Genomic DNA, 16,650 nt, shown 5'->3' with positions numbered 1-16,650 from the left:
CCGCCGGCCCGCACCCGGCCGGCGCCCGGCAGATCTCACGGATAACAACCGACAGGTAGGTGGATTCGCCACATGATGTCTCATCGCGCCCGCGGAGCGCGTGCCGTAGTGATCGCCATCGCGGCCGGCTCCCTGGCTCTCACGGGCTGCTCCAAGAACGAGGGCGGCAAGTCCGGCAAGGACTCCAAGAAGGACCAGAAGGAAGCGGCGGTCCAGTCGAAGGCGGTCACCTACGTCGACGCCGCGGGTTCGACCGGACCCGCGAAGGACGTGCCCGGCGCCAAACCCGGCGGCACGATCACGGTGTACCAGGAGGCGGGCCTGTCCCACCTGGACCCCGGCCAGATCTACGTCTCCGACGCCGGCCAGGTCGCCAACCTGCTCTTCCGCCGCCTGACCCAGTTCCAGGAGGACGACAAGGGCAACGTGTCGGTCGTCGGTGACCTCGCCACCGACTCCGGCAAGTCCTCCGACGGCGGCAAGACCTGGACCTTCACGCTGAAGGACGGCATCAAGGACGAGAACGGCAACCCGATCACGTCGGCCGACGTCCGGCACAGCGTGGAGCGCCTGTACGCGAAGTTCATCTTCGACGGCCCCACCTACCTCCAGACCTGGCTGAGCGGCGCCGACTACCGCAAGGCCCTGCCCGGCGGCGGCTTCGACGGCAAGCACCTGCCGGCCTCCGTGCTGGACACCCCGGACGACAAGACCGTGGTCTTCCACTTCGACCAGCCGCGCCCGGACCTGCCGCAGACGCTCGCCATGGCCGGCTACGCCGTCGTCCCGGCCAAGGGCGACACCAAGGAGAGGTACGAGAAGAAGCCGGTCTCCACCGGCCCGTACAAGATCGCCGAGAACAAGGCCGGCAAGACGCTGAAGCTGGTCAAGAACACCAACTGGGACCCGAAGACGGACTCCGTGCGCCACCAGTACGTCGACGGCTTCACCATCCAGTTCGGCGTCACCGAGTCCACCCAGACCAAGCGCCTGATCGCGGACGAGGGTGACAACAAGAACGCCATCCAGCTCACCAACGGCGTCGAGGCCACGCAGATCCAGGACGTCATCAACAACCCCGAGGCCAGCAAGCGCACGGTCAAGGGCTACCAGCCCTACGTCATGACCCTGACCTTCAACCTCGACCGGGTCAAGGACAAGAAGGTCCGCGAGGCCGTCACCTACGCGGTCAACTCCAAGTCCCTCATCGCCGGTGAGGGCGGCGCCTACGGCGGTGACGTCGCGCCGAACTACTTCGCGCCGACGCTGCCCGGCTACGAGCCGAGCTACGACCCCTACGGCCGGCTGAAGACCCCGCAGGGCAACATCGCCAAGGCGAAGGAGATCCTCAAGGGCGTCCCGGCCGCCGAGAAGAAGATCGTCTTCGCCTACGCCAACAGCGAGGCCGGCCAGAAGCGCAAGGTCGCCATCGAGGACGCCCTCACCAAGGTCGGGTTCGACGTCGTCGCCAAGGAGGTCGACGCGGCGAGCTACTACGAGCAGATCGGCAAGCTCAAGAACCCGTACGACGCCTACATCACCGGCTGGGGCCAGGACTGGCCGTCCCCGGGCACGGTCGTCACCCCGATCTACGACGGCTCGCAGGTCTTCGACGGCTCCGCGAACTACTCGCACGTCAAGGACCCGAAGGTCGACGCCCTCATCAAGAAGGCGCTGACGCAGAACCCGACCGACGCCGCCAAGACCTGGAAGGAAGCGCACCACTACCTGATGGAGAACGTCATCCCGGCGGCCCCGCTGTGGTACACGAAGCAGTTCCAGATCTCCGGCTCCAACGTGGGCGGTGCCCGCTACGGCTCGGTGTCCAGCCTCATCGACATCAACCGGCTGTACCTGAAGTCGTGACCCGCGGCTGATCAAGGGGGCGCGCTCCGCAGCGAGCGCGCCCCCTGTCCGAGCGCCCCTTCCCTCCGTCTCCGCAGAGAGCCAGCCCGCCATGCTTCAGTTCATCATCCGGCGCACGGTCGGCGCCTTCGTCACGCTCTTCCTCATCGGGGCGGCGACGTTCTTCCTCTTCGTGGCCGCACCCTCCGACTACGCCTCCCTGGCCTGCGGCAAGGACTGTTCGCCCCAGCGGCTGGCGGACATCCGGGAGGCCCTCGGGCTCAACCTGCCCCTGGCCCAGCAGTTCTGGGACTTCATGTCCGGCATCGTGACGGGCCGCGACTTCCCGACCGGGCACTGCTCGGCCCCCTGCCTGGGCGTGTCGTTCTACTCGGGTGACATGGTCTGGAGCACCATCATGGACCGGTTCCCGCTGACCCTCACCCTGACCGCCGGCGGCGCGATCGTCTTCCTCGTCATCGGCGTCGGCGCGGGCATGATCGCCGCCTACCGGCGCGGCACACTGGTCGACAAGGTCGCCACCGGCGCGTCCATGGTGCTGAGCTCGTTCCAGATCTACTTCCTCGGCCCGATCGTCCTGACGGTCCTCGTCTACAGCACCGGCTGGATGGAGGACCCCAAGTACGTGCCCCTCACCCAGGACCCGGTCGGCTGGTTCGTCGGGATGTCGATCCCGGTCTGTGTGATGGCGACGATCTTCACCGCGCAGTACACCCGTATGGCGCGCTCCTCGATGATCGAACAGCTCGCCGAGGACCATGTGCGCACCGCCCGGGCCAAGGGCATGTCGCGCAAGTACGTCTTCCTGCGCTACGCCTGGCGCGGCTCGCTCATCCCGATCGTCACCGTGCTCGGCATCGATGTCAGCTCCATGCTGGGCGGCGCCGTCGTCACCGAACTGACCTTCTCCCTCCAGGGGATCGGCCGGCTCGCCGTGGACGGCGCGGTCAACAAGGACCTGCCGCTGACGATGGGGGTCATGCTGTTCGGCGCCTTCTTCATCCTGATCATCAACATCCTTACCGACATCACCTACGCGTGGATCGACCCCCGCATCCGGCTCTCCTAGGAAGAACCAGCCATCGTGACCACAGTGACCAAGGCCGAGGGGGCACCGGCCCCGACCGGGCCGGACGGATTCCTCTCGGTGCGCGATCTCCAGGTGACGTTCTCCACCGAGGACGGCCCGGTCAAGGCCGTCGACGGCCTCTCCTTCGACCTGCACCGCGGGAAGACCCTCGGCATCGTGGGCGAGTCGGGCTCGGGCAAGTCGGTCACCAACCTGACGATCCTCGGGCTGCACGACCCGATGTTCACGACGATCGACGGGGAGATCCTCCTCGACGGCAAGGAACTGATCACCGCCACCGAGAAGGAGATGGAGAAGCTCCGCGGCAACCGGATGGCGATGATCTTCCAGGACCCGCTCACCGCGCTGTCGCCCTTCTACACCATCGGCCGGCAGATCGCCGAGCCGTACATGAAGCACACGGGCGCCTCGAAGCGGGCCGCCTGGGAGCGGGCCGTGGAGATGCTCGCCAAGGTCGGCATCCCCAACCCCAAGGAGCGCGCGCGGGACTACCCGCACCAGTTCTCCGGCGGTATGCGCCAGCGCGCGATGATCGCCATGGCACTGGTCTGCGACCCGGACCTGCTGATCGCCGACGAGCCGACCACGGCGCTGGACGTGACCGTGCAGGCCCAGATCCTGGACCTGCTCAAGGACCTCCAGCGGGAGTTCGGCACGGCGATCGTCTTCATCACCCACGACCTCGGGGTCATCGCCGACATGGCCGACGACATCATGGTCATGTACGCCGGGCGCGCGGTGGAGCGCGGCACCGTCGACGAGGTGCTCAGGGCGCCGCTGCACCCGTACACCTGGGGCCTGCTGAACTCCATGCCCCGGCTGGACTCCGACCTCGGCACCCCGCTCTCGCCGATCCCCGGCACCCCGCCGAGCCTGCTCAACCCGCCGACCGGCTGCCGCTTCCACCCCCGGTGCACCTTCCGGGACCGGGTCGAGGGCGACCGGTGCGTCACCGAGCGCCCGCTGCTGGGACCGGACCGTTCCTCGGCGTGCCATCTGAGCACGGAGCGGAAGCGCACCATCTTCATCGAAGAGATCAGGCCCCGTCTGGGCTAGGAGGACAACCGTCATGAAAGAGGACCTCGTCCTCCCCACCACCCGCGAGGCCGGTGACGACGCGGTGCCGGAGCCGCTGCTGAAGGTCTCGGGGCTGGTCAAGCACTTCCCGGTCAAGGGCGGCTTCCCGATCCGCCGCACGGTCGGCGCGGTGCAGGCCGTCGACGGCCTGGACTTCCAGGTCGCCGAGGGCGAGAGCTTCGGCCTGGTCGGCGAGTCGGGCTGCGGCAAGTCGACCACCGGCCGGCTCATCACCCGCTTGCTGGAGCCGACCAGCGGCACGATCACCTACCGCGGCCGGGACATCAGCCACGCGAACCGCAAGCAGCTCGCGCCGATCCGGTCCGAGATCCAGATGATCTTCCAGGACCCGTACTCGTCGCTGAACCCGCGGCAGACGGTCGGCAAGATCATTGCCGGTCCGATGGAGATCAACGGCATCGATCCGGAGGGCGGCCGGGAGAAGCGGGTCCGGGAACTCCTGGAGATCGTCGGCCTCAACCCCGAGCACTACAACCGCTTCCCGCACGAGTTCTCCGGCGGCCAGCGCCAGCGCATCGGCGTCGCCCGCGCCCTCGCCCTGGAGCCGAAGCTGATCGTCGCCGACGAGCCGGTCTCCGCGCTCGACGTCTCGATCCAGGCCCAGGTCGTCAACCTGCTCCAGCAGGTGCAGCGGGAACTGGGCATCGCGTTCGTGTTCATCGCCCACGACCTCGCCGTCGTACGCCACTTCTCCCAGCGCGTCGCGGTGATGTACCTCGGCAAGATCATCGAGGTGGGCGACCGGGACTCCATCTACACCCGCCCGCGCCACCCCTACACCCACGCCCTGCTCTCCGCCGTCCCCGAGGTGACCCTGACGGAAGGGGAGGCGCAGCAGCGCGAGCGCATCCGCCTCGCCGGCGACGTGCCGTCCCCCATCTCCCCGCCCTCCGGCTGCCGCTTCCGCACCCGCTGCTGGAAGGCGCAGGACAAGTGCGCGGCCGAGGAGCCGCCGCTGCTCCAGCTCTCCGGCAACCGCGACGGCCACCTGACGGCCTGCCACTTCCCGGAGGAACCGACCATCGAGGCCCGCGAGGAGGACATCGTCCTGGACCCGGCACTGGCGGCGCTGGAGGAGGAGGGCTAGGACGCGACCGGGGCCCGGCGGGCCACCGTGATGATCTCCGGGGACGTGTCCGTCAGCGGGCCCCGGTTCCAGTCGCCGTACTGTTCGGTGACCGTCAGGCCCGCCTCCGCGAGGAAGGCCTCCAGCGTCCCGTCGTCCAGGAAGCGCAGGACGCTGTGGTTGACCCGGGGGGCGGGCCAGTGGGGGCCGGCGTAGGTCTCGGTGAAGCGGACCCGGCCCCGGTCCGGGTCCGCGTCCCGCACCTCGTGCCAGACCCGCACCGGCGTGCCGTCGGCGGCGGTGAGCTCGTGCACCCGGTCCGGGGTCCACCGCTCCCAGGCCCGGGCACCCGGATTGCGGGTCTCGAACACCAGCCGCCCACCGTCCCGCAGGGCCGCGCGGGCGGCGCGCAGGCAGACCCGGATCTCCTCGTCCGTCACCAGCTCCTGGAAGGCGTGCCCGGTCATGACGACGAGGTCGAACTCCTCCTGCCACCGCCGCACCCGCACATCGCCGAGCACCCACTCGACGTCCGGCCGGGCCCGCCGCGCCTGGACGAGCATGGCGGCGGCCGGATCGAGGCCCGTCAGCCGCCCCCGGTGCCCCTCGGCCCGGGCCCGCCGCAGCAACCGGCCGGTGCCGCACCCGATGTCCAGCACGGAGCCGGCGTCCCGCAGCAGACCGAGGTAGAAGTCGTCACCCGGTCCCCAGGGATTGAGGCTGTCGTACAGCGCGGCGAGCGTGAGATCGGCAAAGACGTGATCCACCACCGCGGCAGTCTGACACATGGTGTTGAACGGCGGGTCAGAACCGGGCACTTCTCGAAGTCCTCATACCGACGCGGTCGTCACGCGGGCACACTCGGAAGGCGGACCCGCGGACAGCGGGCGTGCCCGGAACGCAGAAGAGGGCCCGTGCCTGGGGAGGCGCGGGCCCTCGTCCCCTGGAGCGGACGATCAAGGGCTCGGGTCAATGGGCCGTGAAAGTCCGATCCGCAAGGGGGCGGCTGACGGAAAGGGGTGTGTCAGGCCGCCGCCTCGGGGTCCTTGGAGAGGCGCTGTGCCGGGATCGCGGCCTCAGTCTCCGGGTAGTGGCACGCCGTCAGGTGGCCCGGCTTGTTGCCCTCCGCCCGCACCAGCGGCGGTGCCTCCGTGGCGCACTTCTCGGTCGCCTTCCAGCACCGGGTGCGGAAGCGGCAGCCGGAGGGCGGGTTGATCGGCGACGGCACGTCGCCGGTCAGGCGGATGCGCTCACGCGGCTCCTCGTCCACCGTGGCCTCGGGGACGGCGGAGAGCAGGGCCCGGGTGTAGGGGTGGCGCGGGTTGTCGTACAGGTCCTCGCGGTCGCCGATCTCGACGATCTTGCCGAGGTACATGACCGCGACGCGCTGCGAGAAGTGCCGCACGATGGCGAGGTCGTGGGCGATGAAGACGAACGCGATGCCCAGTTCCCGCTGCACCTTCTGGAGCAGGTTGACGACCTGGGCCTGGATCGAGACGTCGAGCGCGGAGACCGGCTCGTCGGCGACGATCAGCTTCGGCTCCAGGGCGAGGGCGCGGGCGACGCCGATGCGCTGGCGCTGGCCGCCGGAGAACTCGTGCGGGAAGCGGTTGTAGTGCTCGGGGTTGAGGCCGACGATCTCCAGGAGTTCCCGGACCCGCTTCTCGTGGCCACCCGGCGGGTTGATGCCGTTGATCTCCATCGGGCCGGAGATGATCTTGCCGACCGTGTGCCGTGGGTTCAGCGAGGCGTACGGGTCCTGGAAGATCATCTGGATCTCGGACCGGATCGGCGCGAGCTGCTTGCGGCTGGCGTGCGTGATGTCCTGACCGCGGTAGCTGATCCGGCCGGCCGTGGGCTCCAGCAGGCGGGTGATGAGCCGGCCGGTGGTCGACTTGCCGCAGCCGGACTCGCCGACCAGGCCCAGGCTCTCGCCCTCGGCGACCTGGAAGTCGAGCCCGTCGACGGCCTGCACCGCGCCGACCGTGCGGCGGATCGGGAAGCCGCCCTTGATCGGGAAGTGCTTGGTCAGCCCGGAGACGTCCAGGAGGGGAGTGGTGTCGCTCATTGGTGAATTCCGTCTCTTGTACGTCAGTGGGCCTTGGCGGCCGTGTCGGCGAGGTACTCGCGGCGCTGCTCGTCCGTCAGATGGCAGGCGCTGCCGCGACCGTCCACGATCTCCAGCAGCGGCTGCTCCTTCGCGCACCTGCCGTCCGCGACCTTGTCCGCGAAGGCACAGCGCGGGTGGAAGCGGCAGCCGGACGGCGGGTTCAGCAGCGACGGCGGCGAGCCCGGGATCGGGTTCAACGGTACGTCGACCGGGCCGTCCAGGCTCGGCATCGAGCCGAGCAGACCGTAGGTGTACGGGTGCTGCGGGGTGCGCAGCACCTCCGTCTTCGAGCCGCGCTCCACGCACCGGCCGCCGTACATCACCAGCACGTCGTCGGCGATGTCCGCGATCACGCCGAGGTCGTGCGTGATGAAGATGATCGCGGTGCCGAACTCCCGCTGGAGGTCCTTGAGCAGGTCCATGATCTGGGCCTGCACGGTCACGTCCAGCGCGGTCGTCGGCTCGTCGGCGATCAGCAGCTCCGGGTCGCACACCAGCGCCATCGCGATCATCGCGCGCTGGCGCATACCGCCGGAGAACTCGTGCGGGTAGCTGTCCACCCGCCGGTCGGGCTGCGGGATGCCGACGCGCCTCAGCATCTCGATGGCCCGCGCCCGCGACGCGGCCTTGGAGGCGCCGGTGTGCTTGCGGTACACCTCGCCGATCTGGGTGCCGATGGTGTGGTACGGCGACAGCGAGGCCAGGGCGTCCTGGAAGATCATCGCCATCTTGTTGCCGCGGAGGTGCTCCAGCGTCTTCTCCGGGGCACCGTTCAGCTCCTGGCCGTCCAGCTCGATGGAGCCGTCGATCTTGGTGCTGTCCGGGTTGTGCAGGCCCAGGATGGCCAGGTTGGTGACCGACTTGCCGGACCCCGACTCACCCACGATGCCCAGCGTCTTGCCGCGTACGAGGTCGAAGGAGAGGCCGTCGACGGCCTTGACGACGCCGTCCTCGGTCGAGAAGTGCACCTTCAGGTCCTTGACGGACAGGAAGGGCTGCGAATCGGTGCTCGTCACGGGGACGCTCCAGAGGGGGGTGATGCGGGGTAGCTGGCGGAGGGGGGCGGGGTCAGGCGAGCCGGATCCGCGGGTCGATCAGGGCGTAGCAGGCGTCCACGACGATGTTGGCGATCACCACGAAGGAGGCCGTGATGATCATGACGCCGAGCAGCATCGGCAGGTCGTTGCTGGTCACCGACTTCACGGCGAGCAGGCCGATGCCCTGGAGGCTGAAGGTCTTCTCGGTGATCATCGCGCCACCGAGCAGCACGCCCATGTCGATGCCGAAGATGGTGACGATCGGGCCCATGGCGCCGCGCCAGGCGAAGCGGAAGAAGACGTTGCGCCGGGACATGCCCTTGGCGCGGGCGGTGCGGACGTAGTCCTCGGTGAGCGTCTCGACCAGCTGCGAGCGGGTCATACGGGTGTAGTTGGCGGTCCAGATCAGCGCCAGCACCAGCCAGGGCACGAGCAGACCGGTGAACCAGGCGCCCGGGTTCTCGCTGAACGGGGTGTAGGAGGGCTGCTTGAGCAGGTGCGACTGGTAGACGAGCAGGTACAGGGCGACCGGGCCGACGAAGTAGATCTGCATCGAGGAGGCGACCAGCGAGGCGGAGCTGGCGATCTTGTCCAGCGGCTTGCCCTGCTTGACCGCGGCGAGCATGCCGGTGCCGATACCGAAGATCAGGAAGACGACCGCGGAGCCGATGGCGAGGGAGGCCGTGGTCGGGAAGCGGTCCCACACCGTCGCGAGGACCGGCTCACGGTTGATGAACGAGTAGCCCAGGCACGGGGCGTCGCAGTGGCCGAAGCCCGGGTAGTCGCGGCCCACGAAGATGGCCTCAAGCCAGTGCCAGTACTGGACCGGCAGCGGGTCCGAGATCCCCATGTTGTGCCGGATCACGTCGAGCGTCTCCGGGGTGCAGACCTTGCCGCAGGCGATCCGGGACGGGTCGCGCGGCACCGCGTAGAAGAGCATGTACGTGACCGCGCTGATGATCAGCAGCGTGACCACGGCGCCGAGGAGCCGGCGGACGAGGAAGCGAAGCATGGGGGTTGGCTTTCCTGGGAGGGCCGTCGTGCGGAACGGGCCGGGACGGGGTGACCGGAGGCCCGGGGACGAGCCGAGGGCGGGGCGGCGCGGAGCCGCCCCACCTCTCAGGTGTGGATCAGGCCTTGACGTACATCTTGTAGAGCATGCAGCCGTCGAAGTTCGGGTCCATCTTGACGTTGCCGAGCTTCGAGCCGTGGAGGTACAGGCGCTTCATGTAGACGTCCGGGATGAAGGCGCCCAGCTCCGTGACCTGCTTGTCCAGGGCGGCCCACATCGCGTTGGCCTTGTCCTGGTCCGTCTCCGCCGTGGCCGCCTTGATGGCCGCGTCGACGTCCGGGTTCTTCAGGTGGCAGTAGTTGGTGCCCTGGTCCACCACGTTGTGGCTGTCGAACAGCGGCTGGAAGACCGAGTAACCGGTCGGCCAGTCGGCGGACCAGCCACCCCAGTAGATGTCGTACTCGTTGTCGAGCTTGCCGATCTGGTCGTACCAGGTGGTGGAGTCGATGCCCTTGGTGACGACGTCGAAGCCGGCCGCCTTGAGGGCGTTCTCGACGACGACCTTGACCTTGGCGTTGATCGGGTCCTGCTGGTAGGCGTAGACGACCTTGGTGCCGAGCTTGCCGGCCTTCTTCAGGACCGCCTTGGCGGCGGCCGGGTCGCCGGCCGGGTTCTTCAGCTTGCCCCAGACGTCCTGCGACTTGTAGCCGGCGACGAGCGGGCTCATGATGCCGGTGGCGTAGTCACCGCGGTGCGCGCCGCCCTGGATGGAGCGGATGCCGGCGGTCGGCCAGGCCTTGATGATGGCCTCGCGGACCTTGATGTCGGTGACGCGGGTCTGGTTGATCCAGTAGACGCTGGTGCCGCTGCTCAGGTCCTCGAAGAGGCGGTCCTTGGCCTTGGCGGTGGCCTGCTGGACCTTCGACTGCGGGACGGTCCGCCAGGACACGGCGTACTGGTCGTTGCCCGAGTCGGCGATCAGACGGTCGGCGGCGGTCTCCGCCTCGATGCCGAAGGTGAAGTCGAACTCGTCCGGGTAGGCGTTGCGGATCGGGTCCGTCTTCGGGTCCCAGTGCTCGTTGCGGACCAGGACCATCGACTTGTCGGTCTGGTGCGACTTGATCTTGTACGGGCCGTTGGAGAACGGCTTCTTGTCGTAGTCCTGCTTGGTGTCGTGCTTCACCGGGTTCGGCGCGTACGAGTGCATCGCGACGACGTAGTTGAAGTCCGGACGCGCCTCGGAGAGGTGGAAGGTGATGGTCTTCCCGCTCGTCGTGATCGACTTGAGGTGCTTGTTGCCCTTGAAGGGACCCGGGTAGGACTTGCGGTACTCCTGCGTGCCCGACAGCCAGGTCTGGGCGTACACGGCGCCCTCGGTGATGAAGTTGGCGAAGGCGCGCTCGAAGCCGTGGCGGACGTCGTCGACGGTGACGTCGGAGCCGTCCTCCCACTTCACGCCGTCCTTCAGGGTGAAGGACCAGGTCTTGCCGCCGTCCTTCATGGTGCCCGTGTCGGTGGCGAGGTCGCCGACCAGGGTCATGGAGCCGTCGTCGCCGACCTTGTAACCGGTCAGGGTGCGGGCGAGGACGATCACGGCCAGCGAGTTCCACGCGTAGTACACGCGCTGCGGGTCGAGGTGCGAGAAGTCGTCGTCGTTCAGCAGGTAGACCTTGCCGCCCTTCCTGGCACCGGGGACCTCCGGAGCCGGGCCCTGCGAGTCCGCCGCCGTGCCGATCTTGACGGTGGTGGTGTGGGCCTTGGCCGCTTCCTGCTTGCCGGTGCCGGTGCTGCTGGAGTTGCCGCTGCTGCACGCGCTCAGCACGGTGCTGGAGGCGGCGGCAACACCGGTGGCTATCAGGAAGTTTCTGCGCGAGAAGGACATCGCATCCTGCCTTGAAGTGGGTTGATGAGAGAAGCCCGGCACCCCGGCGTCCTTGCCGTGGTCCTGAAGGAGGGCCGGAGTCAGCGCTTGGTCTTCGGGTCGAGCGCGTCGCGCACCGAGTCACCGAGGAGGTTGAAAGCCAGTACGAACAGCACCATCGAGATGCCGGGGAAGAGCAGGAAGGTGAAGTCGTCCTGGTAGAAGCCGGCGGCGTACCCGATCATGACACCCCAGTCGGGGGTCGGGTCCTGCATGCCGACGCCGAGGTAGGCGAGGCCCGCCTCCGTGGTGACCATCGCGGGCAGCAGAAGCGTGCCCTGGATCAGGATGGGCGTCCACAGATTGGGCAGCAGTTCCTTGAAGATGATGCGGGCCGGCGACGCGCCCGTGACCTTCGCGGCCTCGACGAACTCCCGCTCGCGCAGGGCCAGCACCTGACCGCGCAGCAGCCGGGCGATGGAGGCCCAGCCGAAGAGGACCAGGAGGGTGATCAGGGAGATCACGACGATCGAGGTGGGCGTGTCCTCGTTGCTGGCCACGAAGAGGCTGAGGACCACCGGCGTGAACGCCACGAAGAACAGCTGCTGCGGGAAGGCGAGCAGGATGTCGATGACCCGGCCCAGGAGCCAGTCCGTCTTGCCGCCGATGTAGCCGGCGGTGATGCCGATCACCACGCCGACGATCATGATGAGGATCGTGATCGCCGTCGCGAGCAGCAGCGAGTTGCGGATCGCGTACAGCAGGAAGGTGAAGACGTCACGGCCGAGCTGCGGGTCGATGCCGAACCAGAACTCGCTGTCGATGCCGCCGTTCGCCTTCGCCGGGAGGCCGTTGTCGCCCAGCAGTCCGGGCGTGTTGATCCCGTACGTCGTGTACGGGTCCTTGCCGTACAGCTTGGCTATGAGGGGCGCCGCGAGGCCGATCACGAAGAAGAGGATCACGATGATCGCCGAGGCGACGCCCACGCGGTCCCGCTTGAAGCGACGCCAGGCGAGCTGCCCGGGGGACCTGCTCTCGCTGCCCTTCGAGCCGTCCGAAGCGATCGACTTCTCGACGGTCTCGTCGGTCACCTCTAGCGGGGCAGCCGCGGATGGAGTTGGGGGGGTCATGGTGCTCCTGGCCCAAGGGAGGGTCTGATGACTCCGCAGGGCGCTCCCCTACGGGCTACGCCGGACTTTTTCAACGCAATTCATTCAAGGTCAATAAATTCTCGGCCGCCTTGGTTGTCTCTTTACCTTCTTTACTCGCCCTTGATCATTCCGTAGCTACGCGGGTAGCGCGCCGTAATCAATCCGTGCTTCACATCGGACCAATTGGACCAAACGGGCAAGGAGTTCGATATGCGGACGGTGGAGTGTCGACATGCGTACATCGGCCCGTCTCAATCCAACGTTTCGGCATCGTTACGTGAAGATCTATTGCGCTCGCCGCCCAAGATCATCAAGGCGATGGAGGGGGTGGTGCCTGCATTCGGATGACGTCTCCCCCCAAAGGCCGCTCAATCGGGCAGCGGACATGCGATACGTGCCTTATATGACGATATTGGCCGGTAGTGGAGCAACGTCGCGGAGGAGGCACGCCATGCGGGGAGTCACGCATGCCCGAGGGGCCGTGTGCGCGGTGGCGCTGGCTCTCGCCGCCACCGGCTGCGGAGGGGGCGGCTCAAGCGGCGGCGGCACCGCCGGCGCGGTGCTCAGCTCCTCCTGGGGCGACCCGCAGAACCCGCTGGAGCCGGCCAACACCAACGAGGTGCAGGGCGGCAAGGTCCTCGACATGATCTTCCGGGGCCTGAAGAAGTACGACCCGAGGACCGGCAAGGCCACCGACATGCTCGCCCGGTCCATCGACACCGACGATTCGCGCAACTTCACCATCAGGATCAAGCCCGGCTGGACCTTCTCCAACGGGGAGAAGGTGACCGCCCGCTCCTTCGTGGACGCCTGGAACTACGGCGCGAGCCTGAGGAACAACCAGAAGAACGCCCTCTTCTTCGGCTACATCGACGGCTACGACAAGGTCCACCCCAGCGGCGGCAGGCAGACCGCCGACACTCTGTCCGGGCTGAAGGTGGTGGACGACCACACCTTCACCGTCAAGCTCAACCAGAAGTTCTCGACCTTCCCGGACACCCTCGGCTACGCGGCCTTCGCCCCGCTGCCCCGCGCCTTCTTCACGGACCACGCGGCCTGGCTGAAGAAGCCGGTCGGCAACGGCCCGTACACGGTCGCTTCCTACGTGAAGGGCTCTCAGATGTCCCTGCGGAAGTGGGACGGCTACCCGGGCCCGGACAAGGCACGCAACGGCGGGGTCGACCTGAAGGTCTACACCGACAGCAACACCGCCTACACCGATCTGATGTCCGGCAACCTCGACCTCGTGGACGACGTGCCCGCCGCCCAGTTGAAGAACGTCAAGACCGACCTCGGCGACCGCTACATCAACACCCCGGCCGGCATCCTCCAGACCTTCGCCTTCCCCTACTACGACAAGGCATGGGACAAGCCGGGCTCGGAGAAGGTCCGCACCGGCCTGTCCATGGCGATCAACCGCAAGCAGATCACCGAGACGATCTTCCACAGCACCCGCACCCCGGCCACCGACTGGACCTCGCCCGTCCTCGGCGTGGCCGGCGGCTTCAAGGCGGGCCTGTGCGGCAGGGCCTGCGAGTACCACCCGGACGACGCCAGGAAGCTGATCAAGGAGGGCGGCGGGATCCCCGGCGGGCAGGTGAAGATCACGTACAACGCGGACACGGGCTCGCACAAGGAGTGGGTGGATGCCGTGTGCAACTCCATCAACAACGCCCTCGGCAACGACAAGGCGTGCGTCGGCAACCCGGTCGGCACCTTCGCCGACTTCCGCAACCGCATCGGGCAGCACAAGATGACCGGGCCGTTCCGCGCGGGCTGGCAGATGGACTACCCGCTCATCCAGAACTTCCTCCAGCCGCTGTACTACACGAACGCCTCCTCCAACGACGGCAAGTGGTCGGACAAGCAGTTCGACGAGCTGGTCGACCGGGCCAACGCCGAGAGCGACCAGACCAAGGCCGTGAAGCTGTTCCAGCAGGCCGAGGGAGTCGTCCGGGACAACATGGCCGCCATCCCCCTCTGGTACCAGAACGGCAGCGCGGGCTACTCCGAGCGGCTGTCCGACGTGGCGCTCAACCCGTTCAGCGTGCCCGTCTACAACGAGATCAAGGTCAGCTGAGCCGTCATGGGGCGCTATGTCGTCCGGCGACTGCTCCAGATGGTGCCCGTGTTCGTCGGGTCGACGCTGCTGATCTTCCTCATGGTCAATGTGATGGGTGATCCCGTCGCGGGTCTGTGCGGGGAGCGGGCGTGCGACCCGGCGACGGCGGCGCAGCTGAAGCGGGAGTTCGGCTTGGACAAGCCGGTCTGGCAGCAGTACCTCACCTACATGGGGCACCTGTTCAGCGGCGACTTCGGCACGGCGTTCAACGGGCAGAAGGTCACCGAGCTGATGGCAACGGCCTTCCCCGTCACCATCCGGCTGACGATCGTGGCGATCCTGTTCGAGATCGTCATCGGCGTCACGCTGGGCGTGCTGACCGGTCTCAGGCGCGGCCGGCCCATCGACACCGCCGTGCTGCTGCTCACCCTGGTGGTGATCTCGGTCCCCACCTTCGTCACCGGTCTGCTGCTCCAACTGCTGCTCGGCGTGAAGTGGGCCTGGATCAGGCCGTCCGTCTCCCCGGACGCGGCCTTCGGCGAGCTGATCGTGCCGGGCCTGGTCCTGGCCTCGGTCTCCCTGGCCTACGTCACGCGGCTGACGCGGACCTCCATCGCGGAGAACAGGCGCGCGGACTACGTCCGTACGGCGATCGCCAAGGGCCTGCCCCGGCGCCGGGTCATCGTGCGGCACCTGCTGCGCAACTCGCTCATCCCCGTGGTCACGTTCATCGGGACGGACATCGGGGCGCTGATGGGCGGGGCGATCGTCACCGAGCGGATCTTCAACATCCACGGCGTCGGTTACCAGCTCTACCAGGGCATCCTGCGCCAGAACACCCAGACGGTCGTCGGCTTCGTGACCGTGCTCGTGCTGGTCTTCCTGGTCGCCAACCTCCTGGTCGATCTCCTGTACGCCGTGCTCGACCCGAGGATCCGCTATGCCTGAGCAGTCGCCGTACGAACCCGAGCGGGCCATCGCGGGTACCGGGATGGGCGGTGCGATGGACCTCGCGGCGAGCGAGGCGACCACGCTGGAGCGGACACCGGGCGGACCGGAGGGCACGGGGCCGGCGGGCAGACCGCGGTCCTTGTGGTCGGACGCCTGGCGGGACCTGCGCCGTAACCCGGTCTTCGTCGTCTCCGCGCTGGTCATCCTCTTCCTGGTGTTCATCTCGGTCTGGCCGTCGGCGATCGCTTCGGGCAACCCGCTGAAGTGCGATCTGGCCAAGGCGCAGGACGGCTCGGCTCCGGGGCATCCCTTCGGTTACGACGGCCAGGGCTGCGACGTCTACACGCGCACGGTGTACGGGGCCCGTACGTCGGTCACGGTGGGGGTGCTGGCCACGCTGGGGGTGTCGTTGTTCGGGTCGGTGCTGGGCGGGCTGGCCGGCTACTTCGGGGGCCTGTGGGACTCCGTCCTGTCCCGGATCACGGACATCTTCTTCGCCATCCCGGTCGTCCTGGGCGGACTCGTCCTCCTCTCCGTCGTGACCTCCAATACGGTCTGGCCGGTCATCGGGTTCATGGTGCTGCTCGGCTGGCCGCAGATCTCCCGCATCGCCCGCGGCTCGGTCATCACCGCCAAACAGAACGACTACGTCCAGGCCGCCCGCGCCCTGGGCGCCTCCGACTCCCGCATCCTGCTGCGCCACATCGCCCCGAACGCCGTAGCCCCGGTGATCGTGGTGTCCACCATCGCCCTGGGCACCTACATCGCCCTGGAGGCGACCCTGTCCTACCTCGGCGTCGGCCTCAAACCCCCCAGCGTCTCCTGGGGCATCGACATCTCCGCCGCCTCCCCCTACATCCGCAACGCCCCCCACGCCCTGCTGTGGCCCTCGGGCGCCCTGGCGGTCACGGTGCTGGCGTTCATCATGCTCGGCGACGCCGTCCGCGACGCCCTCGACCCGAAGCTGAGGTGACGTCCGCCGTGCTGCTCGACGTACGCGACCTGCACGTGGAGTTCCACACCCGCGACGGCATCGCCCACGCCGTCAACGGAGTCAACTACGCCGTCGACGCGGGGGAGACGCTGGCGGTGCTGGGGGAGTCGGGGTCGGGGAAGTCCGTCACCGCGCAGGCCGTGATGGGCATCCTCGACATGCCGCCCGGGCGGATCACCCGGGGGCAGATCCTTTTCCGGGGACGGGATCTGCTGACGCTGAAGGACGAGGAGCGGAGGAGGATCCGGGGCACCGGAATGGCGATGATCTTCCAGGACGCGTTGTCCGCCCTCAACCCGGTGATGACGGTGGGGGACCAGCTGGGGGAGATGTTCACCGTCCACCGGGGCAT

General features: G+C 68.0%; 14 protein-coding genes. 8 read left to right on the top strand and 6 right to left on the bottom strand.

The window, feature by feature from the left end:
* Positions 1–72: 72 nt before the first annotated feature.
* From ACH4LD_RS31715 to ACH4LD_RS31700, 4 genes are all read left to right on the top strand, one after another.
* The gene (locus ACH4LD_RS31715) at positions 73–1,866 is read left to right on the top strand and encodes an ABC transporter substrate-binding protein (protein WP_207928606.1); all 1,794 of its coding nucleotides are present in this window, start codon (positions 73–75) and stop codon (positions 1,864–1,866) included.
* Between the two features lie 91 nt (positions 1,867–1,957).
* Positions 1,958–2,935, top strand: coding sequence for an ABC transporter permease (locus tag ACH4LD_RS31710; protein ID WP_014674771.1), 978 nt, complete (start codon positions 1,958–1,960; stop codon positions 2,933–2,935).
* Between the two features lie 15 nt (positions 2,936–2,950).
* A complete protein-coding gene (locus ACH4LD_RS31705; RefSeq protein WP_132790652.1) occupies positions 2,951–4,012 on the top strand; it encodes an ABC transporter ATP-binding protein in 1,062 nt (353 codons plus the stop codon).
* 13 nt (positions 4,013–4,025) lie between these two features.
* Positions 4,026–5,141, top strand: a complete 1,116-nt coding sequence (locus ACH4LD_RS31700) for an ABC transporter ATP-binding protein (RefSeq protein WP_398057730.1) — start codon at positions 4,026–4,028, stop codon at positions 5,139–5,141.
* On the opposite strand, the gene ACH4LD_RS31695 is transcribed toward ACH4LD_RS31700, so the two are convergent.
* From ACH4LD_RS31695 to ACH4LD_RS31670, 6 genes are all read right to left on the bottom strand, one after another.
* Positions 5,138–5,890: a class I SAM-dependent methyltransferase gene (locus tag ACH4LD_RS31695; RefSeq protein WP_398057731.1), complete on the bottom strand. Its 753-nt coding sequence runs from the start codon at positions 5,888–5,890 to the stop codon at positions 5,138–5,140. The two genes, ACH4LD_RS31700 and ACH4LD_RS31695, sit on opposite strands and share 4 nt — an antisense overlap.
* A gap of 254 nt (positions 5,891–6,144) precedes the next feature.
* Entirely contained in the window at positions 6,145–7,188 is a 1,044-nt protein-coding gene (locus ACH4LD_RS31690; RefSeq protein ID WP_398057732.1) for an ABC transporter ATP-binding protein, read from the bottom strand.
* 23 nt (positions 7,189–7,211) lie between these two features.
* A complete protein-coding gene (locus ACH4LD_RS31685) occupies positions 7,212–8,246 on the bottom strand; it encodes an ABC transporter ATP-binding protein (RefSeq protein WP_398057733.1) in 1,035 nt (344 codons plus the stop codon).
* A 52-nt stretch (positions 8,247–8,298) separates the two neighbouring features.
* Positions 8,299–9,279 carry an ABC transporter permease gene (locus ACH4LD_RS31680; protein ID WP_398057734.1) on the bottom strand — a complete coding sequence of 327 codons (981 nt, stop codon included), beginning with the start codon at positions 9,277–9,279 and terminating at the stop codon, positions 8,299–8,301.
* A gap of 118 nt (positions 9,280–9,397) precedes the next feature.
* Complete coding sequence (locus ACH4LD_RS31675; protein WP_398057735.1) at positions 9,398–11,161, bottom strand: ABC transporter substrate-binding protein; 1,764 nt, start codon at positions 11,159–11,161, stop codon at positions 9,398–9,400.
* Between the two features lie 80 nt (positions 11,162–11,241).
* On the bottom strand, positions 11,242–12,231 hold the full coding sequence (locus ACH4LD_RS31670; protein WP_398057736.1) for an ABC transporter permease: 990 nt from the start codon (positions 12,229–12,231) through the stop codon (positions 11,242–11,244).
* A gap of 511 nt (positions 12,232–12,742) precedes the next feature.
* Between ACH4LD_RS31670 and ACH4LD_RS31665 the strand changes: the two genes are divergently transcribed.
* The 4 genes from ACH4LD_RS31665 to ACH4LD_RS31650 all read left to right on the top strand — a co-directional run.
* Positions 12,743–14,371 (top strand): ABC transporter substrate-binding protein, encoded by a 1,629-nt coding sequence (locus ACH4LD_RS31665; RefSeq protein WP_398057737.1) that lies wholly within the window; start codon positions 12,743–12,745, stop codon positions 14,369–14,371.
* 6 nt (positions 14,372–14,377) lie between these two features.
* Positions 14,378–15,301 carry an ABC transporter permease gene (locus tag ACH4LD_RS31660; RefSeq protein ID WP_398057738.1) on the top strand — a complete coding sequence of 308 codons (924 nt, stop codon included), beginning with the start codon at positions 14,378–14,380 and terminating at the stop codon, positions 15,299–15,301.
* Positions 15,294–16,277 carry an ABC transporter permease gene (locus ACH4LD_RS31655; RefSeq protein ID WP_398057739.1) on the top strand — a complete coding sequence of 328 codons (984 nt, stop codon included), beginning with the start codon at positions 15,294–15,296 and terminating at the stop codon, positions 16,275–16,277. The genes ACH4LD_RS31660 and ACH4LD_RS31655 overlap by 8 nt, the downstream gene beginning before the upstream one ends.
* Positions 16,278–16,285: 8 nt before the next feature.
* The coding region (locus tag ACH4LD_RS31650; RefSeq protein WP_398057740.1) for an ATP-binding cassette domain-containing protein at positions 16,286–16,650 on the top strand (365 nt) is incomplete at its 3' end.

The organism is Streptomyces sp. NPDC017676 (genome assembly GCF_044329325.1).
Taxonomy (GTDB): domain Bacteria; phylum Actinomycetota; class Actinomycetes; order Streptomycetales; family Streptomycetaceae; genus Streptomyces.
The sequence above is the reverse complement of the archived record's forward strand: the minus strand, read 5'-3'. Positions and strand labels throughout refer to the sequence as shown.